Consider the following 24533-nt stretch of genomic DNA (forward strand, 5'->3'; position numbering starts at 1 on the left):
ATCTCGATTCTTGCTGTTTCCATCACCTTTTGTTCAAACGATAAGATTACGATTAGATTCCTTTATATTTATTATTTTTAACCATCACAAATATAATTAACACAAATTTATCATAAATTAAATAGATAAAATTATTCGAAATTGACGCTCTTATAGTATTAATATGATATGCCTATACCCGGGCTTTCATGATTAGCCTAGTCACATTTTGGAATGTAGCTAGGCTATAAATTGGATTAATTATCTTGAATATTCTTTTAAAATTTCAGCGACAACTAGTTCAGGATTTGCTGCTTGTGTGATTGGACGCCCTACTACCAGATAATCACTACCTTCTTCGATAGCCTGTTTGGGTGTCATTACTCGAGATTGATCATCACTGACGTTATTTGGCAATCTGATACCTGGAGTAACCGTGATAAATTGCTCACCACAAGCTCTTTTAATGGCTTTCACTTCTTGAGCAGAACAGACCACTCCATCTAAACCTGATTCCTTAGTCAAAATTGCTAATTTTTTCACATGGTCAATAACAGGAGTGTTAATCCCAACCGAAGTTAATTCGATTTGATTAAAACTGGTTAAAACAGTTACTGCAATTAAGATTGGTCTACTAGCGCCATAAGAATCAATAGCCTTCCTTGCTGCTTGCATCATATTCATTCCCCCAGAAGCATGGACATTCATCATCCATACACCGAGTTCAGCACCGGCCTTACACGCTTTTGCAACAGTATTAGGAATATCATGAAATTTTAAGTCTAAAAAAACCTTAAATTGTCTTTTGACTAATTGTTTCACAAAACTTGTGCCAAGCAGTGTAAAAAGTTCGCTTCCTACTTTTAAAGCACAACTTTGGGGATCAAGCTTTTCAATCAAACGTAAAGCATCATGCTCATTATCAAAATCCAGTGCTACAATTAATTTGGGCATCATTTATACCATTGCTTCTTGTTCATGAACTTTTAGAGCATTTTTAACTGCTGTAACTATTTTCATTTGCTCTGCTTCTTGCAAATATGGATGCATGGGTAGACTAATAACACGGCTGCTTGCATATTCTGCATGTGGAAAATCACCGATTTTATAACCAAGATAAGCCATTGCTGCTTGCTGATGCAGTGGTACAGGATAGTGCACTGCAGTTGGAATTCCTGATTCTTGCATCGCCTTTTGAAAAGCATCTCGATTAGTGACTTCAATAGTATATTGTGCATAAACACTTGTATTATAACTATGAACAAAAGGTGTTTTTACTAAAGGCGAAAGAATCTGATCATACATTTTGGCGACTCTTTGGCGCATAATAATTTCATCGGGGAACAGTTTTAATTTTTCAATTAAAACAGCGGCCTGAATCGTATCCATTCGTCCATTAATTCCTATACGGTTATGGCAATAACGCGCATTTTGACCATGAATTCTTATTTCAATAAGTTTTTGAGCTAAAATATCATCATTAGTAAAACAGGCCCCAGAATCTCCATATCCACCCAAAGGTTTAGACGGAAAGAAACTAGTACATCCAATCGTTGATAAAGCACAAGAATATTTACCTTTATAAGTTGCGCCAAAACTTTGTGCTGCATCCTCAATTACCGGGATACCATAACGAGCCGCAATCGCATTAATTTCATCATGTTCAGCACATTGACCATACAATCCAACCGGCATTATCGCCTTGGTTTTGCTGGTAATTGCGGCTTCCAACTTATTAGGGTCCAGGTTATAGGTCAGTGGATCAATATCTACAAAAACAGGTTTGGCTTGACAAAGACTAATCACCTCAGCAGTAGCGAAGAAACTGAAAGGAGTAGTTATTATTTCATCTCCTGGCTGAATTTCTAAAGCCATTAATGCCATTAATAAAGCATCTGTTCCACTTGAATTGACAATAGCATGTTTAACTCCTATAAAATCAGCTAATTGCTTTTCAAGCTGCGCAATTTCAGGCCCCATAATATATTGACCATGATCCAAAACGTTTTTAATACTGGCTAAAATTTCGTTTTCTATTATTGAATATTGTCTTTTTAAATCGATAAATTGCATCATAATCTCTAAAAAAATTAATTAATATCCTTCCAATCCATGGACAGGTTTCATTCTTCCCCAGTTTTTGCAGCTGGGACAATGCCAATGAAGATGCTTTCCACCAAAACCACAATGAACACATCTATAAACTGGCTTATTGTCTAAAAATTTACTCGTTATATCATAAAGCATTTGTAACTTGTCACGTACCTTCCCGTGAGCAGATTCAAGATGCCAATAGATTAACTGATTTAAACCTCGAATTGATGGATGTTTGCTTAAATTATCAGCTACGAAATCGATAGCAGCATCCATATTTTTTTGTTGTCTTAAATATTCCGCTATTACAAAAATTACTGAAGCTCTGGGATTTTTCTCTAATGTCTCTTCAAGATACTTGATACACTCATCCATTGTATTTAATTCTTTATGACATACAACTAGAGGTTCGATAATTTCTGTTAAAAAATCTGCATCTTGCTGAGGCACACGTTTTAATGAACGAATAGCATGTTTGTAACGCCCTTCTTTCATTTCAAGGCTTGCATTCATTAAACTGGCTCGAACAGATTCATTATCAACGTTTATGGCTTGTTTAATACAATATGTAGCCCTATCAATCGCATTGCTTTTTAAAGCTTGATTGGCCATTTCACAATAATAATGGGCGGCTTGGTTATGAAAACTTGTTCCTGTAGAAATTTCTAATTTTTTAATAACATCCAAAGCCTTTTCCCATGCTTTTTCTTGTTGATAAATCGCTAGCAATCCATGCAAGCTGCTAGTTTCTTTAGATCCACCTAACTCTACAACCTCCAAAAAAATTCGCTCTGCACGATCGAATAAACCAGCACTCATATAATCTTGGCCTAATGCCATTAACGATTCTTTTCTTTGTAATATACTTAATTGAGGTCTTGCGATTAAATTTTGATGAATGCGTATAGCTCTATCAACCTCACCACGACGTCGAAATAAACTTCCTAACGCAAGATGAGTTTCTACCGTATCACTGTCAACTTCTAATAACTTAATAAATATATCAACAGCTTTATCGGGTTGTTCATTTAAAAGATAATTAAGTCCGACAACATACTCACGAGATAAGCGATTATTAAGAGTAGGATCTTCCTTAGGTTTACTACGATTTGCCATCCACCAACCAGACCATGCAGCAGCAGGCAATAGTAATGGCCATAAATCAATCATTATTACCCTCCTCTCTGCATGTTAAACTTCATAATAATAAAAAAATTAGTGTTGATCTTGCAATGGAATTGATCGTAAGTTTTTAATTTCTTTTTCAGTTAATTTTAATTGGTTTTTAATTTTGTGGTATTCAGCTTTTAAACGCCAATATCGACCAATAAAAAGTATAAAGCCTACTAAAATACCGATACCCAACATAATTGTCATGAGAACAGATATAGGCATTGTTATCGTTTTAAAATATAAATTAACATCCACTGAAGTTGCATTTAAAGCAGCAAAACTAACGCCAATAATGATAAGTACTATATAAATAACTAGCATTAATATGCGCATAAATTCTTCCTTTTTTGTTTACTGGGCAATTCGAAGTGGAACCTGGGAGCGTTCCAGGATAATACTGTAACAAAAACCTGAGCGCCACCTCGTTCACTCTGGTTATAAAATATACAAACAAAAAAGCGTAGAAAAATCTACGCTTTCTTAACTAGTTGACAATAAAGGAATTAATCACTTTCTTTACTTGCCATTTTTTCTTTCAGCAAATCACCTAAGGTTGTTGTTGAAGCACCTTCGGTTCTAGAATATTTCTTGATGGCATCTGCTTCATCTTGAGCATCTTTCGCTTTTACTGAAAGCGTAATTGAACGGTTTTTACGATCAACATTTATGATTTTTGCTTCAATCTCGTCACCTTCTTTGACAAGGGTAGTCGCATCATCAACACGCTCATCAGACAATTCACTTGCACGAATAGTGCCTGTAATATCATCAGACAAAGCTACAGTAACTGTTTTAGGATCTACTGCAACAACTGTACCTTTAACTATGGCGCCTTTAGTATATTCATCAACAAAACTTGCGAAGTTATCGCCTTCAAGTTGTTTAATACCTAAAGAAATTCGCTCACGCTCAGGATCTATAGCAAGAATAACAGCTTCTAACTCTTGTCCTTTCTTAAACTGTTTTACTGCTTCTTCACCAGCAACAGTCCAGGAAATATCAGACAAATGAACCAAACCGTCAATATCTCCATCCAAGCCAATAAATATTCCAAAATCAGTGATTGAACGAATTTTACCACTTACTTTTTGGCCTTTATTGTGGGAGGCGGCAAATTGTTGCCATGGATTACCAACACATTGTTTCATACCTAGAGAAATACGGCGTCTTTCTTCATCAATTTCAAGAACCATAACATCAACTACATCACCCAGAGAAACTACTTTACTTGGATGTACGTTTTTGTTGGTCCAATCCATTTCAGACATATGGACTAAGCCCTCAACACCTTCTTCGATTTCAACAAAGCAACCATAATCAGTAATATTAGTTACTTTACCTTGTAATTTTTTGCCTATTGGATAACGTTCTACCAGGTCAACCCAAGGATCGTTACCTAATTGTTTCATACCTAGAGAAACGCGGTTTCTTTCGCTATCAAAGCTCAATACTTTTACTTTTACGTCTTGGCCAACTGATAATACTTCACTTGGATGTTTTACACGTTTCCATGAAATATCAGTAATATGCAACAAGCCATCTATGCCGCCCAAGTCAATGAATGCACCATAATCGGTAAGGTTTTTAACAATACCATGGAGTTCTTGACCCTCATGTAAGGACTCAAGCAATGCTTGTCTATCAGCACTACTTTCTTCTTCAACAACTGCACGACGTGATACAACGATGTTGTTACGCTTTAAATCCATCTTAATAACTTTGAATTCAAGCTCTTTGCCTTCTAGATAAGAAGGATCTCTTACAGGTCTGACGTCTACTAATGAACCAGGTAAGAAGGCGCGTATAGTACCAATTTCAACAGTAAAGCCTCCTTTAACTTTTCCGGAGATAAGACCAGTAACTGTTTCATTGTTCTCATGCGATTTAGATAATTTACGCCAAGCTTCCTGACGTTTTGCTTTTTCTCTTGAAAGGAGCGTTTCGCCATAGCCATCTTCCACAGAATCCAGTGCTACTTCAACAGTATCACCCAGGCTAACTTCCAAAGCACCATCTTTGTCATAAAATTCTTCTTTAGGTACGATACCTTCAGATTTTAGACCTGCATTTAAAATGACATAGTCACTATCGATACCAATAACTTTGGCATTAATAATGGCACCAGGATAAAATTGAGCGCCGGCAATACTTTGCTCAAACAATTCTTTGAAACTTTCAGACATGTTAATAAACTCTTTAGTAATAAAATGAAAGAATGAGTTCCACTCATCTTTCCCCCAACAAATAATTAAGCACAATACAAACGTTCATTTATTAATTTTAATACAATATTAAACACTTGTACAATGGATAATCTGGTTGTATCAATTTGCACTGCATCATCCGCAGGCTTTAATGGCGCATGCGTACGAGCTGTATCCCTTACATCACGCTTAGCCAATTCTTCTACAACCTGCGCGAGGCTAACATTAATTCCCTTTTCTTTCAACTGTAAATAACGTCTATTTGCTCTTTCTTCTTCGTTAGCATATAAAAAAATCTTCAAAACAGCTTCAGGGAAGACCACGGTCCCCATATCTCGACCATCGGTAACGAGCCCAGGAGATTGGGCAAAATTACGTTGGCGCTCTAGTAAAGCCTGTCTTACCTCCTGAATTGCAGCAATCTGAGAAGCATCCTGCCCACATTGTTCGCTTCGAATTTCCGAGCTGATGTTCATATCATCCAAAATGGCTTGCACTCCATAATCATCAGAAGATTCAAAGCGTAAATTTAGCGAACGGGCTAAAGTGGTTAATTTATCCACATCATTGAAGTCAATCTTGCTTTTTCTAGCTGCATAAGCGAGAACACGATAAATGGCTCCACTATCAAGCATATTCCATTTAAGATGTTTCGCAAGTAATTGGCATAAAGTGCCCTTACCAGTGCCACTTGGACCATCCAGGGTTATAACAGGTACAGTGTCATGGTGCATTATTAATGGTTTCCTCTATTTGTAATTGAAGCTCCTTTGCTGTTTCTACAAACAAAGGAAATGAGGTAGCTACATTGACACAATTTTTAATGGTAACAGGTTCTTTAGCTACAGCCCCAGCGATCGCAAAAGACATGGCGATACGATGATCGCCTCTGCTTTCAACAGTACCTCCTTGTAAGGTCCCTCCTTCTATAACTACTCCATCGTCTAGTGCATTCGCATAAATACCTAATTCTTTTAGACCATCAGCCATAGCAGCAATTCGATCACTTTCTTTAAAGCGTAACTCGCTTGCGCCATGCAGCGTAGTTTGTCCTTGTGCACAAGCTGCGGCAATAAAAATAACAGGGAACTCATCAATTGCAAGCGGTACCATATTGGGATCAATATTAATTCCTTTTAATGGTGCATACTGAACTCGCAAATCAGCAACCCACTCCTCTCCTAATTGTCTCTGATTTAAAAGGGTAATATTAGCCCCCATTTCCAATAAAATATGTAGTATTCCGGTACGTGTTGGATTAATCCCTACTTTACGAATGATAATATCAGAACCTGGAATAATAGTGGCTGCAACAATAAAAAATGCCGCGGATGAAATATCCCCAGGGATATCTATCTCTGTGCCAATACATTCACTATCAGAATTAACAATTAAAGTATTACCTGAACGGTGAACTGGGTAAGAAAAGTTTTTTAGCATAAGCTCTGTATGATCACGACTCACACCTGCTTCTGTAATTCGTGTCTCACCTTCAGCATAGAGGCCTGCCAATAAAATACATGATTTAACCTGAGCACTCGCTTCAGGCATTATATAATGAATTCCTTTAAGTTTTTGGTTTCCTCTGATTGTGATGGGAGGTTTGCCATCTACGGTAGTAATATCAGCCCCCATTTGTGTTAATGGTTTACTGATCCGCATCATAGGTCTTTTTAATAAACTCTCATCCCCTGTTAATTGGCTGTCGAACGATTGGGCAGCTAACAATCCTGCTAACAGGCGTATACTGGTTCCAGAGTTTCCACAATCGATAACCTGTTCAGGTTTTCTTAATCCATACTTGCCAACGCCATATATTACTACTTGCTGTTCATCAGGTCCTTCTATGGTGACTCCCATTGCTTGGAATGCTTTTAAGGTTGCCATGCAATCTTCGCCATCAAGAAATCCATTAATAATCGTAGTTCCTTTAGCTAAAGAACCAAAGATAATAGAACGATGTGAAATCGATTTATCACCAGGTACAGTTATTTCACCTTTTATTGACCGGACAGGTTTACTGATAAAATTAAGTATTCTCACTAACTATTTTCCTTTGCAAATTCAGACATGAACTCTATGAGCGCATCAACTCCGGCCATGGGCATCGCATTATAGAGACTGGCGCGAATGCCACCTATGAGTCGATGTCCCTTTAAACCGTACAAACCGCGTAGCTGGGCTAAATGTAGGAATTCATTCTCTAATTTATCATTCTTAAGTGAAAAACAGACATTAACTATAGAACGAACCTCAGGATCTACATGAGTTGTATAAAAATCGGTGTTATCCAAATATTGATATAATTTAGCTGCCTTTTGACAATTAAGACGGTATATTTCTTCAACTCCGCCTTGAGCTTTTAACCAATCAAACATTTTGTCAGCTAAGTAGCAATTAAATACTGGTGAAGTAGCATAAAGTGAATGATGCTCAGCTTGAATTTTATAATTTAACATTGTTGGCACATGGGGAGTGGGTATTTTTTCTAATAGATCATCCCTAATAATTACTATTGTTAACCCAGCATTCGCTATATTTTTCTGTGCTCCAGCAAAAATCAAACCAAAATTTCTAACATCTACAGGTTCACTAAGCAAAGCGGATGTCATATCAGCGATTAAAGTAATTCCCTTAGTGTTAGGAACATAAGGAAATCGTACTCCATTAACAGTTTCATTTGGAGTGTAATAAACATAAGATGTGTTTTCTTTTATATCCCAATTTTTCGGTTCAGGAATTGTTTTATAGCCATTTTGTTCATCACTGGCAATACAATAGGCCTTTTTTAAGTGTTGTGCTTCCAATAAAGCCATATGCGACCATACTCCAGTGACCAGATAGCCCGCCCGCTCCTCTGGACTTAAGAGATTCATTGGAATCATGGCAAATTGAGTACGGGCAGCTCCTCCCATAAATAACACATGATAATTTGAAGGTATAAAGAGCAATTCTCTTAAAGACTGCTCTGCATGATTTAAAAGAGCTGAAAACTCCGGGCTACGATGTCCAACCTCAAGAACAGAAACGCCAAGATTTTGCCAATCAAGAAGCTCTTCTTGAGCTTCCTTAAGAATAGCCTCAGGAAGCATTGAAGGCCCTGCACCAAAATTATAGACTCTAGTTGTCATCGCCATTTTCTTCAATTTCAGTTTCTTCATTGGACTCGTTAGATTCCTCGCCTAAATCTTCAATTTTTTGCATGCCCACTACTTTTTCACCTGGGCTAACATTAATCAATCGAACACCTTGCGTATTTCGACCAATTACGGACAATTCATCAACCTTAAATCGTACCAACGTACCTTTATCTGTAATTAACATTGCCTCATCTGCATCAGTAACTTGTACTGAACGCACAACTTTACCATTACGCTCACTTACCTGAATGGATATTACACCTTGTCCACCGCGACCAGAAACCCGATACTCTTCGATTGATGTGCGCTTTCCATATCCATTTTCTGTTGCAGTCAAAATAGTACCATCTGGATGAGCTACAACTAAGGATATTACTGCTTGCCCCTCTTCGATGCGAATACCTCGTACGCCACGGGCGGTACGCCCCATAGGACGAACTTTATTTTCATCAAACCGCACCACTTTACCTGCATCAGTGAATAGCATGATATCCTTACTACCATCGGTAATATCAACACCAACCAAACTGTCATCTTCATCCAGGTCTACAGCAATAATTCCATTAGATCTCGGTCTACTAAATGCATTTAAAGGTACTTTTTTAACCGTTCCTTTTTTAGTAGCCATAAAGACATAGTAACCTTCCTGATACTCCCGGACCGGTAGCATGGCATTAATTTCTTCGCCGTCAGCAAGTGGTAAAATATTAATAATCGGTCGACCACGAGAAATACGACTGGCTAAAGGAAGTTGATATGCTTTTAACCAATAAAGTTTTCCGAGATTAGAGAAGCAAAGCAATGTGTCATGCGTGCTAGCTATAACTAACCGAGAAACAAAATCCTCATCTTTAACATTTGTTGCGGATTTACCCTTACCACCTCGACGTTGAGCCTGGTATGCACTTAGCGGTTGGTATTTTACATAGCCTTGATGCGACAGGGTTACCACTACATTTTCTTCAGTAATTAAGTCTTCGATTGTCAAATCTTCTTGTGATGCAGTGATTTCAGTACGACGTTCGTCGCCAAACTGAGTTTTTATCTCAATGAACTCATCACGAATCACCTGCATGAGTCGTTCCGGAGATGCCAATATCTCCATTAACTCACGAATCAATTGCAATAATTCCTCAAACTCGCCAAGAATTTTATCTTGTTCCAAAGCTGTTAAGCGATGGAGTCTTAATTCAAGAATAGCCTGAGCCTGAGCTTCTGATAGCTTATAGCCATCAGTCCCTAATCCAAACTCAGCGGTCAAATCATCAGGCCGAGAAGCATCAGAACCAGCTCTTTCCAACATCGTTTTAACCATGCCTGGTTGCCATAGCTTGGCAAGCAATGCTTCTTTAGCGTGTTGAGGGGTTGGTGACTTTTTAATCAAGTCAATCATTTCATCAATATTGGCTAAAGCAATCCCCAAGCCTTCTAATAAATGAGCGCGAGCACGAGCTTTTTTCAGATCAAATAAGGTTCTTCTGGTTACAACTTCACGACGGTGTTTAATGAAATATTCAAGAATTTGTTTCAAGTTCAATGTACGTGGCTGTCCATCAACCAAGGCAACCATATTAATTCCAAACACATTTTGCATTTGAGTATGAGCGTACAAATTATTTAAGATGACATCAGCTACTTCATTACGTTTAAGCTCGATAACGACTCGCATGCCTTGCTTATCAGACTCATCCCTAAGACCAGAAATTCCTTCAATTTTTTTATCGCGCACCAACTCAGCAATACGCTCAACCAGTCGAGCTTTATTTACTTGATAAGGAAGCTCCGTAATAATAATAGATTGTCGTCCTGTATCTTCATCCGTTTCAATTTCTGTTCGGGCACGAATAATTGCGCGCCCTTTTCCTGTACGATAACCTTGAATAATTCCAGCTCGGCCATTGATAATGGCTGCTGTTGGAAAGTCTGGACCAGGAATAATTTCCATAATGTCGTCCAAACTTAACTCAGGATCATCAACAAGAGCAATGCAGGCATTAATAACTTCTGTAAGGTTGTGAGGTGGAATATTCGTCGCCATACCTACAGCAATACCTGAAGAACCATTAACTAATAAATTGGGTACTCGTGAAGGTAAAACTACAGGAGCAAATTCGGTCTCATCATAGTTAGGGCTAAAGTCAACGGTCTCTTTCTCAAGATCCGCTAATAAAGCATGGGCTACCTTAGACATTCTTACTTCGGTATATCGCATTGCCGCCGGTGCGTCGCCATCTACAGAACCGAAGTTACCCTGACCATCTACCAAAAGATAACGCATCGAAAAAGGTTGAGCCATACGAACTATGGTGTCATAAACTGCTGTATCGCCATGTGGATGATATTTACCGATCACATCCCCTACGACACGTGCAGATTTCTTATAGGGTTTATTCCAGTCATTGCCTAATTCACTCATTGCGAAAAGTACGCGTCGATGAACCGGTTTCAGTCCATCGCGAACGTCAGGCAAGGCTCTGCCTACGATAACACTCATCGCATAATCTAGGTAGGATTGTTTTAACTCATCTTCGATATTAACTGGCAAGATTTCTTTAGCTAGATAAACCATAGTTTGGACGTATCCTTGACGATAAATTTTAATGATAAAGGATACCATACAGACGGATTTAATTAAATCATCTACATTAAAATGTACCCCAAGTACTGCACAACAAGCAGTATTTTTCTGGGACAAGTGATAAAATACACACTAAATTTGGATTCTCGGCATAACAAAGATAAATTTGTTGGTTTATACTGTTATTCTTTGAAATTCTAAACCATAATAAAATTGACTGTAAGTGCTCATTTTGTATATAGTGCCGGCACAAACAAATGAATCCTTTTATCAGGAGAAGCAATGACAAAAAAAACAGCTAAACTTAGCATTGAAGGCCAAGAGCCACTGGAATTACCTGTATATACACCTACGTTAGGGAATGATGTGATTGATATCACACAACTAGGTGCGCGTGGCGTTTTTACCTTTGATCAAGGTTTTTTATCAACTGCCTCCTGTGAATCTAAAATCACCTATATAGATGGTGATAAAGGGATATTACTTTATCGAGGCTATCCAATCGAACAATTAGCTGAAAAAAAAGATTTTCTTGATGTAAGTTATCTTTTGCTCAATGGCGAACTTCCTAACGCCGAAGAGAAGAAAAAATTTGTTAATTTAATTAACAACCACACTATGGTACATCAACAAATGTATCAATTTTTAAATGGTTTCCGTCGTGACGCACATCCTATGGCAATTATGGTAGGAATGGTTGGTGCTTTATCTGCGTTTTATCATGACACCATGGATTTAAATAATGCGGAAGATCGCTTTATTTCTGCAATACGCATGGTTGCAAAAATGCCGACCTTCGCGGCAATGAGTTATAAATACTCAATAGGACTACCCTATATCTATCCGCAAAATAAAATGTCTTATGCCGAAAACTTCTTACATATGATGTTTAGCGTTCCCACAGAAGAATCAACTCCAGATCCAGTTCTGGTTCGCGCAATGGATACTATCTTTATTTTACATGCGGATCATGAACAAAATGCTTCTACATCGACTGTTCGCCTTGCTGGATCAACAGGAGCGAATCCTTTTGCATGTATTTCTGCAGGAATCGGTGCATTATGGGGACCTGCTCATGGCGGTGCAAATGAAGCTTGTCTTAATATGCTCAAAGAAATTGGAAGCGTTGATCGCATTCAACATTATATCAAGCGCGCAAAAGATAAAGATGATCCATTCCGATTAATGGGATTCGGTCATCGAGTTTATAAGAGCTACGACCCTAGAGCAAAAGTGATGCGCCAAACCTGCTATGATGTATTGGAAGCGGTAGGTGCAAAAGATGCTCCATTATTCAAGCTTGCTATGGAACTTGAACGTATCGCCCTCGAAGATGATTATTTCATTGAGAAAAAACTTTATCCCAATGTTGACTTCTATTCAGGTCTTACTTTAAGCGCTATAGGAATTCCAACAAATATGTTTACAGTAGTCTTTGCTTTAGCTCGTACTGTTGGTTGGATGAGCCATTGGATGGAAATGGTTGCCACTAAATCACGAATTGGTAGACCACGCCAGCTTTATACTGGTGAAAAGACAAGAAATGTTCCATAAATTTATGGATGTATAACCTGGATTCAGGTTACAACAGTCGTTCCCCCCGAAAGCGGGAACGACTCTCAGTCATTCTATTCGTAAAAATCTCATAACTAATGCATGTTTACTTTTTTATTTTTTGTAAAGCCCGAGCCCAACCACGATAGTCCCGCTCTACTTGCTCCAAAGACCTTTGTGGTTTAAATGCTTGCTCTACATCCCAAATTTCATGCAGCTCATCCAGCGAATTAAAAATTCCGTAACCCAAAGCCGCTAATATTGCTGCACCCTTTGCAGTTGTTTCGATATCTTTGGGTTTTTGTATCTCTAATTGACATTGATCTGCTAAAAATTGTAAAAACCAACTATTGACCGCCATGCCACCGTCAACTCGCAATAGCGATAAATCCAATTGGCTATCCTCTCTCATACAAAAACATACTTCACGAGTTTGATAACAAACACCTTCTAATGCGGCGCGGGCAAAATGGGCCCTATTAGTGGATAAATTCAAACCGACCATAGATGCTCCTGGTGATGATAACCAATGTGGTGCACCTAAACCTGTAAATGCTGAAACTAAATAAACCCCTTCATTGCCCGTCAATGAGCTGGCTAAGATCTCAGTTTCATCATAGCTTATTATTAACTTCATTGAATCACGTAGCCATTTTACAGTAGTACCTGCATGATAAATACTACCCTCTAACCCGTATACTGTTTGTCCTTGAATCTTATAAGCAATTGTTGTTAAAAGTTTATGCTGTGATAATACTGGCTTATTACCTGTATTAAGTAATAAAAATGCACCCGTTCCAAAAGTAGCTTTTACCATTCCCATTTTAAAACAGCCTTGGCCAATTAAAGCGGCTTGCTGATCACCTGCAACTCCCGTAATCGGTAACTCAATACCAAGCCACTGTTTATCAATCAGCCCAAAGCGACTATCACTCGCGCAAACCTTAGGTAATACAGACTCGGGTATTTTAAAATAATCGAGTAAATCTAAATCCCATTGTTCTTTTTTGATGTTAAACAGCATCGTTCTCGATGCATTTGTCACATCGGTTAAATGCAAATGCTCTGTAGTTAAACGCCAAATAAGAAAGCTATCAATGGTACCAAACGCTAAGTCACCTTTATTCACCAGCTTCTTAGCTTCTGCATTATTTTCTAAAAGCCATTTTAATTTGGTTGCAGAAAAATAGGGATCTGCAATTAAACCGGTTTTCTCTTGTATCATAGATTCATCAATTGCCAAGGTTTGGCAATATTCTGCTGTTCTGCGATCTTGCCATACAATAGCTGGAGCAACACATTTGCCTGTTTTTTTATCCCAGATTACTGTAGTTTCCCTTTGGTTTGTCAAACCACAACATACTATTTGATCTGTTGGAACTTTAGCTATCACATCACGCATGGCAGTTAAGGTTTTTCGCCATATTTCTTCTGGGTCATGCTCTACCCAACCTGTTTGAGGATAATATTGAGTGAGCGGATATTGACTACTAGCAACTAAGTCTCCCGATACATTATATATCATGGCACGAGTACTGCTCGTTCCTTGATCAATTGCAAGTAAATAATTCATTGTTGCAGAGTTCCTTGTCCCAACTATTATGTGTATATTGATAAGTGTATACCTTTTTTCTGGAGACCAAAATATGAATTCGGTTTTTGATGTTGCAATTATTGGCGGCGGCATCAATGGCTGTGGCTGTGCTGCAGATGCAGCATTAAGAGGATTATCTGTGGTGCTCTTGGAACAGGATGATTTAGCTTCTAAAACATCCTCAAGCAGTACCAAGCTTATTCATGGCGGATTAAGATATTTAGAAAATTATGAATTTAGCCTGGTTAGAAAAGCAATAACTGAACGACAAAGACTTTTAGACCTGGCACCACATTTAGTACATCCGCAAGCACTCGTTCTCCCCTATGAAAAACACATGCGTTCTCCTTGGTTTTTGCGTTTGGGTTTATTCATTTATGATCATTTAAGTGGAAAAAATCGTTTACCTAAATGCAAAATGATTTATAGGAAAAGTAAAAAGGATTATTTTGACTCCCTCATCGATGAACTGAATATAGGTTTTCTATTTTATGATGCAGTTACTGATGATGCTCGCTTAACCATTGTTAATGCACTCCAAGCCAAAAATCATGGGGCAAGCATACGAACTCACTCAACAGTAATTCATACAGAAGTAGTCAATAATTTGTGGCAATTAACTATACAGCCTAAATCTGGTTCAAATTATATGCTTTATGCTAAATCAGTAATTAATGCAGCAGGACCATGGGTTAAATCAGTCGAAGAACTTACTAAAATTCCAGATCGGCAAAAAGTCAGTTTAATTAAAGGAAGTCATATTATCGTACCCCAAATCTATGAAGGGAATCACGCCTATTTATTACAACATCAAGACAAACGTATCATCTTTGTTATTCCTTATCATGGGTTTAGTATGATAGGCACAACTGATATCCCATTAACTGATAATCCTGATGATGCGAGTATTAGCAATCAAGAAATTCATTATTTAATTGATTTAGTTAATTCATATTTTAAATGCAAGATATCCCAAGAGGATATTATTTACACTTGGAGTGGCGTCCGCGCTTTACTTGCTGATGAGAATAAGGAAGCCAGGGCTTTAAGTCGCGACTATTCATATGTAGTCCACCATAAACCGGCTCCAATCGTTACAATCTATGGAGGAAAAATTACCACCTACCGCCAATTGGCAGAAGAAGTCATAAACCAGCTTAATCAAACTTTTCCAAAGATTAGTCCATCGATTACGGCATCAACTCCTCTGCCTGGAGCAATTTTTGAAGGAATGAATTTTGAGCAGTATATGCATTATGCTAAAAAGAAATATGGATGGATGGATCCAAACTTACTGAACCGTTATTTATATACTTATGGAAGTCGCATGGAGCTATTTCTTGCCACCTGTAATAATCAGGAATCCTTAGGGAAAAAATACTGCACTCACCTATATCAAGTTGAAGTAGACTATTTGATTTTAGAGGAGTGGGCACAAAATTGTGACGATATACTCAAACGACGAACCAAACTCGACTTAATCATTGATGAACGAGGCAGGAAGGAACTCGCAAATTACTTATCACGAGTTACTTCGTTTCCTTCTGTTGAAGTTCCTCTTTTATTGCACTAACATCAACTGCTAGTGCTTGCTCAACCAATTCTTTTAAGGTAGAAGCTGGCATACTGCCAGCATTCGAGTAAATGACAATCCCTTCTTTGAATACCATCAGATGAGGGATTGAGCGTATTTCAAAAAAATCAGACAATTGTTGTTCTGCTTCAATATTAACTTTAGCAAATTTTATATTAGGGAACTGCTCAGCTACCTGCTCATAAACCTTAGAAAATTGTTTACATGGCGCGCACCAGTCAGCCCAAAAATCAATGAATACAATGCTATTATCATCAATTAAAGATTGGAATTCTGCACTGGATACATTGAGGCTGGTCATATTGCTTCCTTAATTTCAATTGAGTTAACAATTTTTTGAAAAACGTCATCTACATCACCAGTACCACAAATACTATGAAACTCAGGAGCGCTTTGATCACCACTCTCAGCCCATGACTTATAGTAATTAACTAAAGGTGCCGTTTGACTGCGATAAACTTCGAGACGTTTTCTTACCGTTTCTTCTTTATCATCTTCACGTTGAATTAAAGCGTCACCAGTAATATCGTCTATCCCCTCACGTTTGGGAGGATGGTTTTGGATATGATAAACACGACCTGAAGGCTGATGGATTCGTCTCCCACTGATTCGTTTGATAATTTCCTCATCATCCACAGCAATTTCAATCACATGATCTAAATAAATTCCTGCTTGTTTTAGAGCATCTGCCTGCACAATTGTTCTGGGGAAACCATCAAAAAGAAACCCTTTCGCACAATCACTCTTTTTTAAACGCTCTTTAACTAATCCAATAATAATCTCATCGGATACTAGACCACCTGTTTCCATAATTTTTTTAGCACTTAGCCCTAAGGGAGTTCCCTGTGCAATAGCTGCACGCAGCATATCACCAGTGGAGATTTGCGGAATTTGATAACGTTCAATCAAACGCAAAGCCTGGGTTCCTTTTCCAGCGCCCGGCCCACCCAAAAGCATTAATCGCATTAAAAACTCCTTAGTGATCTATATCAGTTTTGATTACTGATATATTATTACTTATTAAACTATATAAATTCAAATGCAACCCCAAATCTAATTCATTAATCCAGGGTTACCACCTTTTAAAACACTAAAACCAAGATATTGATTTTAATGATCTTTTACACGAATTCAGCTGCATTGCATAAAGTTGCGAACGTGCTTTTACTTTACGTGCAACAGGCATTAACCATGATTTTCTCAAATAAGTTCTACGCTGATAACCACCTATACCTTCATGATAGGCCAAATAAAGCGCATAAGCATCTGTTCGAGGAATTCTTGCTTTTTTATAAGCTTCATTTGCATACCAACCAATAAAATCGACACCATCAGCAAAGTTATCACGTGAAGCAAACCAACCACCACAATTTTGTTTATAATGACTCCATGTTCCATGTAATGCTTGGGTGTACCCATAAGCTGACGAAGGTCTTTTCCAGGGAATGATACAAAAAAGCTTCTTACGTGGTGGCCGAGCTCGAGCATTAAATTTTGATTCTTGATGAATAATAGCCATTTGTACAGGAATGGGAACCAGCCATCGGCGCTCAACATCCTTAGCATCTCGATACCACTTGGGATGCTGCTTAAATATACTACACAGATTGTTTATATCTGCAGGGGGATGACTAACACAAGCAGTAAGAAAAAAAGTAAACAACAAAACAACTATACGTAATTTCTTAAAAATTTGTAATAAAGCGTCCATGAGCGACCAAACAATAAAAAGATCATTTTAACAAATTTGATAACTACAATCTACGCTTGCATGAGGAACTCAAGATATGCTTTTGTATCTAAAAATAAACTACTACTTCCCTGCTTTACCCCATGTTAAGATATAGCTTAATCAAAATAAGTTAAGCTGAACCAATGACCATTCTTGTATTTGATATAGAAACAATTCCCGATGTTGAAGCTGGCCGTAATTTATATGACTTACATGGGCTATCAGATAAGGACACGGCTGAAGCAATGTTTGCATTACGTCGAGCTAAGGTAGGTAACGATTTCTTACCTCATTATTTACAAAAAATTTGCGCTATTTCTTTAGTTATGAGTCATGGCTCACAAATAAAAGTTTGGTCTTTAGGCGATGAATCATCTGATGAAAAAGAATTAATAACCCGATTTTTTTCTGGAATTGACAAACATACCCCAACTTTAGTCAGTTGGAATGGTAGTGGCTTTGATTTGCCTGTGCTACATTATCGCGCCTTGCTACACGGAATTACAGCACCTACCTATTGGGAAATCGGTGAAAATCAACAGAATTTTCGTTGGAACAATTATTTAAGTCGATTTCATTACCGACATATTGATCTCATGGATGTTATTGCAGGATATCAAAATAAAGCTTTTGCTCCCCTGGATGAAATCTCTAGCATGCTCGGATTCCCTGGGAAAATGGGGATGAGTGGTTCTAAAGTATGGGAACAATATTCATTAGGTCAACTAAAAAGTATTCGTGATTATTGTGAAACAGATGTACTCAATACTTACTGTGTTTTTTTACGATTTGAACTAATGCGCGGCGTGCTTCAAAATGATGAATATAACCATGCACTGGAATTACTCAAAATATATTTAAAATCCGAGCAAGAAAAAAAACACCTACAAGAATTTTTAAACAACATGGCATAAAACAGTCGTAAGCAGATGTTTTCGCTTGGGGACAGTGCAGCGAAACCCGGGATATGAGAGATATTTTATTCCCGGGTTCTGCTGTACTGTCCCACGGCCACCTTGTTTTTTAAAAAGGCCGATGACCGTCAAAAGTAGATTCCAAGCGATCTGCTTCAATAATATTCAATGCATCTTTATATTCTTTACTTTGCAAATGCTCCAAAGTCTTTGCAAAACGCTCTATCCCTAAGTTTCGATACTCATCCATACTTACAGATTTTGCATCATTTGCTAATTGGGTCCATGACCAAAGAGTAATCCACCACTCTACAACAGGTTTATAAGCGGTATACCATGCCCATATTGAATCTGAAGGTTTTTCTTTCCCGAAATAGGCACTTAAATAAGCTAATTCTTGTTCTTTGCTGAGTTTCGCTTCTATAGCAAAATAAGCAAGGTCCCACATAAAATCGTTATTGCTTGAGTATTCCCAATCAATTTGATAGAACCTTTCTTGCTCCTTTGCTCCCTCAACTGCCCTCATATAGTTTAAAGGCGTCGAATCATTATGACATGGGCACATTTCAATTTTATAAGAAGAGAATAATTTCTTTAAATAAGACATTTGTTCTATTACAAACTCAACTTTTTCAGGAAAAGCAAAATTTTTAATTTTTAATTGTTCGAGCAATTGCTTATTACGCTCGAACACAGCAGTGTCATTGTCAAAGCGTTCTGAGGCATGTAGCTTTTTTGCCATACCAGCTAAGGTTTGTAATATATCATCTCGTTGTAATGTTTCCTTATCTAAATTCTGAACGCCCTCTATGAATTTAGTGAGTTGTAGTCCATCCGGTCCTAAGTACTCTATAGGAACATTAAGTCCTAATATGGATGCCTTATGAGCATTTTTTGCTTCGTCCTTACGCGATACTGAAAACAACGAGACATCTCCTGGAATTCGTAATACCCATCGTGGCGGTTTTTTACTTTCAATAAGAGCCGGATTAATCCCAGGAATTTTTGCGAGCAATTTAGAATAGTCTTGTTCAGTTTGAACCCTATAAACAATATTTGTCATTCCACCTGACATTAATTTTAATCTTAATACATCGAGTCCCACTTCAGAAAGCAGTGGAATGCGATGAATTGTTGGCAATAAACTCATGTATTTTTGAGTTAAATCCACCATTTTTTTCCATTTATGATTTACCAATGACGCCTTGAACTGCGATGCTGGATCAAGTAGACTTAGGATGTAAATCATTAAATGTTCATTAATTCTAGGTTTGCCACTATCTTCGCCAAAAAAATGCCATTTCATTAAGATTGTTTCGCGAAATTGAACATCAAGCGAGTATATAAAATTTAGACACAGATTTACAAGACAGCACACTTAAAGAAAAAATTAAACAACAAGGGCTCTTGCTATGACTGAACCCCTTATTCCTATAACAAAAAAACAGGCGCTTATATTTACCTGCTTTTTTGTCATGTATGAGTTTCTAACTTATATAGCAAACGACATGATCATGCCTGGCATGGTTCAGGTTGTTCGTTCATTTCATGCGCCAGAATCTGCTGTAGCTACCTCTTTGAGCGTTTATATTCTCGGAGGCGCAAGTTTGCAAATTCTCTTGGGACCCATATCCGATAGTTATGGGCGCAGGCCAATGATGATACTTGGAGCATTTCTATTTTTTATTTTTACTTTATTTATTGCTTGCTCCAATTCGATGAGTCAGTTTTTGATCGCACGCTTTTTTCAAGGTATGGGCTTATGCTTCATTGGGGTAATAGGCTATGCAACCATTCAGGAGATTTTTGAAGAAATGGATGCAATTCGCTTAATAGCCATTATGGCTAATATTGCGATCCTGGCCCCATTACTTGGACCTCTCATTGGAGCGGTTGTTATTCATTATACTTCATGGCGTTACATTTTTGTTGCTATTGCACTAGGCGCCCTTGTTGTATTATGGGGGTTATGGCGATATATGCCTGAACCGATTGGCCAAATAAAGAGAAATGGGGAGTTAACGCCAAAAACTAAATTCTCAGCAAATAAGGTACTTCAGAACTATAAAGACCTGTTTACTAATAGAGCATTTTGTTTTGGAACTTTAGCAGCAGGTACAGTTGGTATTCCTTGTATTGCCTGGATTGCATTAGCACCTATAATTTTTATTGTGGAGGCAAAACTTACAGTAATTCAATATGGACTTTGGCAACTGCCAGTATTTGGTGCAACCATTTTGGGCAATTGGTTTTTACACAAATTAACCTATAAGTATCAAATTAAACAAATAGTTTTTCTAGGTTGTATTATTCTGGTTGTTGGAGCAGTTTTAACCTCTTTGCTTCCCTATCTGTTTGGTAATGCCTATTATTATTTGCTTCCTGGAACAATTATTTATTTTTTTGCACTGAGTGTAATTAATGCGCCTTTAAACAGATACTGCCTCTTTGTGACCCCGGTAAGCAAAGGCACTGCCTCTGCACTAGTTAGTCTATGTGTTATGGTTGTTGGCGCGATAGGAACAGAAGTAGCTAATTTATTTTATAAGCAGCATAATAACCTTCATTTTGGTCTTTATTGTAATGCAATTGAGTTAATCTTTCTGGTATTTATAGGTTTAACTTTTTTACTTAAAAATCCGATTGTAGATGAACGTAAACCCGATTTGAGTGTCACAATTTAGCACGTAGCAGAGACACAGCATATTTAGCTATTGTTGTTGACTCCTGAATAGTTTATTGGCCTAAAGATCTTAAGTACCTGCACAACGGTCTTCCATTTAAGCTAAATAGAGTAAGACAAGCTTAATTATGAAGTTAGTTCATAATGGTTTTGTGAATGATGACTCTAACTTGAATTTTTATTAAATTCATATTAAATCTATTAAGTTATATGATGCACTTTATTGCCATCATTTATTCTTAAGGACAAGAAATGCTAAAGAAAATCCAATTATTCTCTTTATTAATAGCAACTGCATTTTTCTCTACTGCTCATGCAGAAACATACAAAGTGGCCGCCAGCAAAGACACAGTAACCCTCGGCCTTTTTGCATTAGATAAAACACCTGTAGTTAAAGTTCACTCTGGAGATTCTGTGTCTTTAGAAACTTGGAATAGTTGCTTGCATGAAATGGTCTTTAATAAAACAACCCCAGCTGAAATTGCAAAATTCTATGCAAAACATGATATTCAAAAAAGACGAGGTATGCATAGCTTAACAGGCCCTGTTTACATTGAAGAAGCAGAGCCCGGGGATGTACTCGAGATTCGAGTATTAGATATCAAATTAAATGATTTTGGATATAACTTTTTAAGCCCAACACAAGGAATTTTATCAGAGTTTACTAAACCAAGAATCATGTACTTCAAATATAATAAAGAAAAGACCACCACAGAATTCACCAAAGGTATATGCTTACGCCTAAAACCCTTTCCGGGGGTTATTGCAGTTGCCCCACCTCGAGATTGGCCTGATGGATGGCCTGTGCATTTAGAAACTCATATGGGCCAACCCGTTCCAGGACAATTCAACTCGGTCCCACCAGGCCCTTTTGGAGGAAACCTCGATCAGCCAAGTCTGCAAGCTGGGTCCATTCTATATCTGCCTGTTTTTCAAAAGGGTGCTTTGGTATGGACTGGTGATTCACATGCAATGCAGAGCAATGGAGAGATTGATGTCACAGCACTCGAGACCTCCTACGAAGGAATCACCTTGCAATTTATTGTAAGAAAAGATTTAAGAGCCGAAGGAGTATTTGATAAAACCAAACGGAATGGAAGTAATTTATTCACCTGGCCTATTGTTGAAAATGCTGAGGAATGGATAATAATGGGTTTACATGAAAACTTGTTTGAAGCAATGCAGCTTGCCTCCAAGAATGCAATTGACTTTTTAGTACGCACTCAAGGGTTCTCTCCCCAAGAAAGTTATCAATTTTTAAGCATGGTAGGAGATTTCAATATTCCTGAAGCGGTTAATGTCATTAAAAACGTAGCTGTTCATATTCCTAAAGAAGCCTTCATACACCATGGGAAGACGACCACACTCAGCTCTGAAGGCAAGTTCCCTCTAACAACGCCCAAGATCAATGAAATGGCAACCTGTGAGCCCCAAGAAGGCAAAATTGTTGAATAACCTTTAGGTGAAATAATGAATGAGATCTCAGCTTACTTATGCTTATACTTCATGGCTTCAACTGCCTTAGCTACCTCAATTGTGCTTGATAATAAAACAAATTACCCTGAAAAAAGTAATCCAGGCAAAATTGCAATACAATGGGCTGCATCAGCTGAGGCCATTCAAGAGAACAATAAAACCATCATGAATGGTTCAAAATTGGACTTGAGATCCATGATGACTCTTTCTCAAAAAGGGCAAATCCAGCTCAATATACCTAATCATGCCCATTACTTTAGAGTAGTCGTGTGGTCAACTGGCAAAAAGAAACCTGATTTACTTACAAACTGGGTCGATATTGTTCCTAATAAAACCTATATTTTGAACCAGAACCAACTTGCATCTGCAATACTGCTGTCTGGAGCGGGCTGTTAGTCCGCCATGCTCATTTAAACTTGTGGACTATTTAGGCTGCAAGTTTATAAATTTCTTCCTAGTGGTTATAAAAGAAAAATTATGATCCGATTACTATTTTTTATCTTCTTTATTCTTATAAATTGCATTGATATTGTGAATGCAAAAACCTCAAAGTCCATTTCCACAATATCAGCTAAACCTCAAAATGTAATCAACAACTCCAGTATCAGTTCTAACCCCGCTGCAGTCAATGTAACCACGGGTTCGGGGGCAATGCAACGTTACGTGCAGAAAAAACTAGGTATTGAAAATAATCATGGAATTATGGTTCAAGGTGCCTGGATTGGTGACACGAATAAATTGTTTTCAGGAGGAATACCAGATGCTGATCGTGTAACATCAAACAGCGTGTTTTTATTGGATCTTACGGTAAACACGGAACAATTTAATGGATGGAAAGGAGGATTGTTTAGCGCCCAGTTTTTGCAACAAAACGCTCAAAATACCAATGCCCAAGCAGGTATTATTCAAGGGTATAACTCATTACCCGATGTTTACCCTTTTAATCGGTCCGAGCTATATGCTCTTTGGTATAGACAAGAACTTTTTGATAAAAAAATGTTTGTTCGAATTGGAAAAACTATTACTACGCTCGATTTTAATAATGTAATCAAACCCGCCCCTCTTAGCTCTGATGAGCCTAATATTCCTGCTGTAACGAGCTTAATTTATACTCCGATTTTTATTAATCCAGCTGTAGATGGAGTCATGCCTGGCTATACAAATACTGCATATGGCATTACTACGACTTGGGCTCCAATGGCTCAATGGTATCTTTCATATGGAATATATGATGGTAATTTAGCCAGTGGGAAGCAAACAGGTTTAAGTGGTCCAACCTTCAATGGAAACTATTTTCAGGTAACTGAATCTGGTGGAGCCTGGACTCTAGGTAAGAACCACCGACCAGGTACAGCAGGAATAGGAGTATGGCATCAGACCGGTTTGATTCGTCAACATAATCTATCCGAAAAAGGAGCAACTGGTGCTTATTTATTTGGTTCTCAACGTTTATGGTATCGCCACCCAGGATATGACATCAGTGGCATTTCTGCGTTTTATCAATTGAGTATCAATAATTCCAGTGTTTTACCCATGAAGCGCTCCATTGGCGCTGGCTTCACTCTATTTGGCCTTATTGCAAACCGTGAAGGAGACTCTTTAGGTACAGGATTTTCTCTTGCTTGGCTCAATCACAGAATCTCAAACCGCTCCTCTGAGTTGATGTACCAAATTTATTACCAGGCAAAACTAATGACTAATGTCTACCTTGAACCGGCCCTTTCATACATACCTACCCCAGGCCAGGATGAACATTTACCCTCCGCATTCGCTGGAACAGTTCGTGCTATTGTGCTGGTATAAAATCTATTGCTTGTA

21 protein-coding genes are annotated in these 24533 nt (G+C 37.9%); 7 read left to right on the top strand and 14 right to left on the bottom strand.

Annotation, left to right across the window (positions count from 1 at the left end; all coding sequences use genetic code 11):
* Positions 1–240: 240 nt before the first annotated feature.
* The 9 genes from pyrF to gyrA all read right to left on the bottom strand — a co-directional run bounded on the left by pyrF (position 241) and on the right by gyrA (position 11159).
* Positions 241–936 carry an orotidine-5'-phosphate decarboxylase gene (gene pyrF, locus DGG96_RS08565; protein WP_110142316.1) on the bottom strand — a complete coding sequence of 232 codons (696 nt, stop codon included), beginning with the start codon at positions 934–936 and terminating at the stop codon, positions 241–243.
* Positions 937–2052, bottom strand: a complete 1116-nt coding sequence (locus DGG96_RS08570; protein WP_110142397.1) for a DegT/DnrJ/EryC1/StrS family aminotransferase — start codon at positions 2050–2052, stop codon at positions 937–939.
* Between the two features lie 21 nt (positions 2053–2073).
* Positions 2074–3243 (bottom strand): lipopolysaccharide assembly protein LapB, encoded by a 1170-nt coding sequence (gene lapB / locus DGG96_RS08575; RefSeq protein WP_110142317.1) that lies wholly within the window; start codon positions 3241–3243, stop codon positions 2074–2076.
* A 45-nt stretch (positions 3244–3288) separates the two neighbouring features.
* Complete coding sequence (locus tag DGG96_RS08580; protein WP_110142318.1) at positions 3289–3579, bottom strand: LapA family protein; 291 nt, start codon at positions 3577–3579, stop codon at positions 3289–3291.
* 170 nt (positions 3580–3749) lie between these two features.
* A complete protein-coding gene (gene rpsA, locus DGG96_RS08585) occupies positions 3750–5429 on the bottom strand; it encodes a 30S ribosomal protein S1 (RefSeq protein WP_110142319.1) in 1680 nt (559 codons plus the stop codon).
* A 65-nt stretch (positions 5430–5494) separates the two neighbouring features.
* Positions 5495–6184 carry a (d)CMP kinase gene (gene cmk / locus DGG96_RS08590; protein WP_110142320.1) on the bottom strand — a complete coding sequence of 230 codons (690 nt, stop codon included), beginning with the start codon at positions 6182–6184 and terminating at the stop codon, positions 5495–5497.
* Positions 6174–7493 carry a 3-phosphoshikimate 1-carboxyvinyltransferase gene (gene aroA / locus DGG96_RS08595; protein WP_110142321.1) on the bottom strand — a complete coding sequence of 440 codons (1320 nt, stop codon included), beginning with the start codon at positions 7491–7493 and terminating at the stop codon, positions 6174–6176. The genes cmk and aroA overlap by 11 nt, the downstream gene beginning before the upstream one ends.
* On the bottom strand, positions 7493–8581 hold the full coding sequence (gene serC, locus DGG96_RS08600; protein WP_110142398.1) for a 3-phosphoserine/phosphohydroxythreonine transaminase: 1089 nt from the start codon (positions 8579–8581) through the stop codon (positions 7493–7495). Before serC ends, aroA begins: the two co-directional genes overlap by 1 nt.
* Entirely contained in the window at positions 8571–11159 is a 2589-nt protein-coding gene (gene gyrA, locus DGG96_RS08605) for a DNA gyrase subunit A (protein ID WP_110142322.1), read from the bottom strand. Before gyrA ends, serC begins: the two co-directional genes overlap by 11 nt.
* 291 nt (positions 11160–11450) lie before the next feature.
* Here gyrA and gltA point away from each other — a divergent pair, with 291 nt between their 5' ends.
* On the top strand, positions 11451–12722 hold the full coding sequence (gene gltA / locus DGG96_RS08610; protein ID WP_058469032.1) for a citrate synthase: 1272 nt from the start codon (positions 11451–11453) through the stop codon (positions 12720–12722).
* 106 nt (positions 12723–12828) lie between these two features.
* On the opposite strand, the gene glpK is transcribed toward gltA, so the two are convergent.
* Positions 12829–14295 carry a glycerol kinase GlpK gene (gene glpK, locus DGG96_RS08615; protein ID WP_110142323.1) on the bottom strand — a complete coding sequence of 489 codons (1467 nt, stop codon included), beginning with the start codon at positions 14293–14295 and terminating at the stop codon, positions 12829–12831.
* 73 nt (positions 14296–14368) lie between these two features.
* On the opposite strand from glpK, the gene glpD reads away from it, so the two are divergent.
* Positions 14369–15889 carry a glycerol-3-phosphate dehydrogenase gene (gene glpD / locus DGG96_RS08620; RefSeq protein ID WP_110142324.1) on the top strand — a complete coding sequence of 507 codons (1521 nt, stop codon included), beginning with the start codon at positions 14369–14371 and terminating at the stop codon, positions 15887–15889.
* Here glpD and DGG96_RS08625 read toward each other — a convergent pair.
* The 3 genes from DGG96_RS08625 to DGG96_RS08635 form a co-directional block, all read right to left on the bottom strand.
* Entirely contained in the window at positions 15846–16211 is a 366-nt protein-coding gene (locus DGG96_RS08625) for a thioredoxin family protein (protein ID WP_110142325.1), read from the bottom strand. The two genes, glpD and DGG96_RS08625, sit on opposite strands and share 44 nt — an antisense overlap.
* Complete coding sequence (gene adk, locus DGG96_RS08630; protein ID WP_110142326.1) at positions 16208–16876, bottom strand: adenylate kinase; 669 nt, start codon at positions 16874–16876, stop codon at positions 16208–16210. Before adk ends, DGG96_RS08625 begins: the two co-directional genes overlap by 4 nt.
* 124 nt (positions 16877–17000) lie before the next feature.
* A complete protein-coding gene (locus DGG96_RS08635) occupies positions 17001–17621 on the bottom strand; it encodes a transglycosylase SLT domain-containing protein (RefSeq protein ID WP_110142327.1) in 621 nt (206 codons plus the stop codon).
* Between the two features lie 164 nt (positions 17622–17785).
* Between DGG96_RS08635 and DGG96_RS08640 the strand changes: the two genes are divergently transcribed.
* Positions 17786–18556 carry a 3'-5' exonuclease gene (locus DGG96_RS08640; protein WP_110142328.1) on the top strand — a complete coding sequence of 257 codons (771 nt, stop codon included), beginning with the start codon at positions 17786–17788 and terminating at the stop codon, positions 18554–18556.
* Positions 18557–18665: 109 nt separating this feature from the next.
* Here the strand turns inward: DGG96_RS08640 and DGG96_RS08645 are convergent, their stop codons facing one another.
* On the bottom strand, positions 18666–19862 hold the full coding sequence (locus tag DGG96_RS08645) for a choline/ethanolamine kinase family protein (RefSeq protein WP_110142329.1): 1197 nt from the start codon (positions 19860–19862) through the stop codon (positions 18666–18668).
* Positions 19863–19968: 106 nt separating this feature from the next.
* On the opposite strand from DGG96_RS08645, the gene DGG96_RS08650 reads away from it, so the two are divergent.
* The 4 genes from DGG96_RS08650 to DGG96_RS08665 all read left to right on the top strand — a co-directional run bounded on the left by DGG96_RS08650 (position 19969) and on the right by DGG96_RS08665 (position 24518).
* Complete coding sequence (locus tag DGG96_RS08650) at positions 19969–21240, top strand: MFS transporter (protein ID WP_110142330.1); 1272 nt, start codon at positions 19969–19971, stop codon at positions 21238–21240.
* Positions 21241–21491: 251 nt separating this feature from the next.
* The gene (locus tag DGG96_RS08655) at positions 21492–22694 is read left to right on the top strand and encodes an acetamidase/formamidase family protein (RefSeq protein WP_110142331.1); all 1203 of its coding nucleotides are present in this window, start codon (positions 21492–21494) and stop codon (positions 22692–22694) included.
* A gap of 15 nt (positions 22695–22709) precedes the next feature.
* On the top strand, positions 22710–23111 hold the full coding sequence (locus DGG96_RS08660) for a hypothetical protein (protein ID WP_110142332.1): 402 nt from the start codon (positions 22710–22712) through the stop codon (positions 23109–23111).
* A gap of 81 nt (positions 23112–23192) precedes the next feature.
* On the top strand, positions 23193–24518 hold the full coding sequence (locus DGG96_RS08665; protein WP_110142333.1) for a carbohydrate porin: 1326 nt from the start codon (positions 23193–23195) through the stop codon (positions 24516–24518).
* Positions 24519–24533 lie beyond the last annotated feature (15 nt).

The sequence above is a fragment of the Legionella qingyii genome, from assembly GCF_003184185.1.

Excerpts from the sequence above, each read along its gene's own strand:
- DGG96_RS08660 (WP_110142332.1), top strand. The coding sequence starts at position 22,710 with ATGAATGAGATCTCAGCTTACTTATGCTTATACTTCATGGCTTCAACT.
- DGG96_RS08665 (WP_110142333.1), top strand. The coding sequence starts at position 23,193 with ATGATCCGATTACTATTTTTTATCTTCTTTATTCTTATAAATTGCATT.
- rpsA (WP_110142319.1), bottom strand. The coding sequence starts at position 5,429 with ATGTCTGAAAGTTTCAAAGAATTGTTTGAGCAAAGTATTGCCGGCGCT.
- DGG96_RS08570 (WP_110142397.1), bottom strand. The coding sequence starts at position 2,052 with ATGCAATTTATCGATTTAAAAAGACAATATTCAATAATAGAAAACGAA.
- serC (WP_110142398.1), bottom strand. The coding sequence starts at position 8,581 with ATGACAACTAGAGTCTATAATTTTGGTGCAGGGCCTTCAATGCTTCCT.
- DGG96_RS08580 (WP_110142318.1), bottom strand. The coding sequence starts at position 3,579 with ATGCGCATATTAATGCTAGTTATTTATATAGTACTTATCATTATTGGC.
- gyrA (WP_110142322.1), bottom strand. The coding sequence starts at position 11,159 with ATGGTTTATCTAGCTAAAGAAATCTTGCCAGTTAATATCGAAGATGAG.
- adk (WP_110142326.1), bottom strand. The coding sequence starts at position 16,876 with ATGCGATTAATGCTTTTGGGTGGGCCGGGCGCTGGAAAAGGAACCCAG.
- DGG96_RS08645 (WP_110142329.1), bottom strand. The coding sequence starts at position 19,862 with ATGAAATGGCATTTTTTTGGCGAAGATAGTGGCAAACCTAGAATTAAT.
- gltA (WP_058469032.1), top strand. The coding sequence starts at position 11,451 with ATGACAAAAAAAACAGCTAAACTTAGCATTGAAGGCCAAGAGCCACTG.
- glpK (WP_110142323.1), bottom strand. The coding sequence starts at position 14,295 with ATGAATTATTTACTTGCAATTGATCAAGGAACGAGCAGTACTCGTGCC.
- lapB (WP_110142317.1), bottom strand. The coding sequence starts at position 3,243 with ATGATTGATTTATGGCCATTACTATTGCCTGCTGCTGCATGGTCTGGT.
- glpD (WP_110142324.1), top strand. The coding sequence starts at position 14,369 with ATGAATTCGGTTTTTGATGTTGCAATTATTGGCGGCGGCATCAATGGC.
- DGG96_RS08635 (WP_110142327.1), bottom strand. The coding sequence starts at position 17,621 with ATGGACGCTTTATTACAAATTTTTAAGAAATTACGTATAGTTGTTTTG.
- pyrF (WP_110142316.1), bottom strand. The coding sequence starts at position 936 with ATGATGCCCAAATTAATTGTAGCACTGGATTTTGATAATGAGCATGAT.
- DGG96_RS08650 (WP_110142330.1), top strand. The coding sequence starts at position 19,969 with ATGACTGAACCCCTTATTCCTATAACAAAAAAACAGGCGCTTATATTT.
- DGG96_RS08655 (WP_110142331.1), top strand. The coding sequence starts at position 21,492 with ATGCTAAAGAAAATCCAATTATTCTCTTTATTAATAGCAACTGCATTT.
- DGG96_RS08625 (WP_110142325.1), bottom strand. The coding sequence starts at position 16,211 with ATGACCAGCCTCAATGTATCCAGTGCAGAATTCCAATCTTTAATTGAT.
- DGG96_RS08640 (WP_110142328.1), top strand. The coding sequence starts at position 17,786 with ATGACCATTCTTGTATTTGATATAGAAACAATTCCCGATGTTGAAGCT.
- cmk (WP_110142320.1), bottom strand. The coding sequence starts at position 6,184 with ATGCACCATGACACTGTACCTGTTATAACCCTGGATGGTCCAAGTGGC.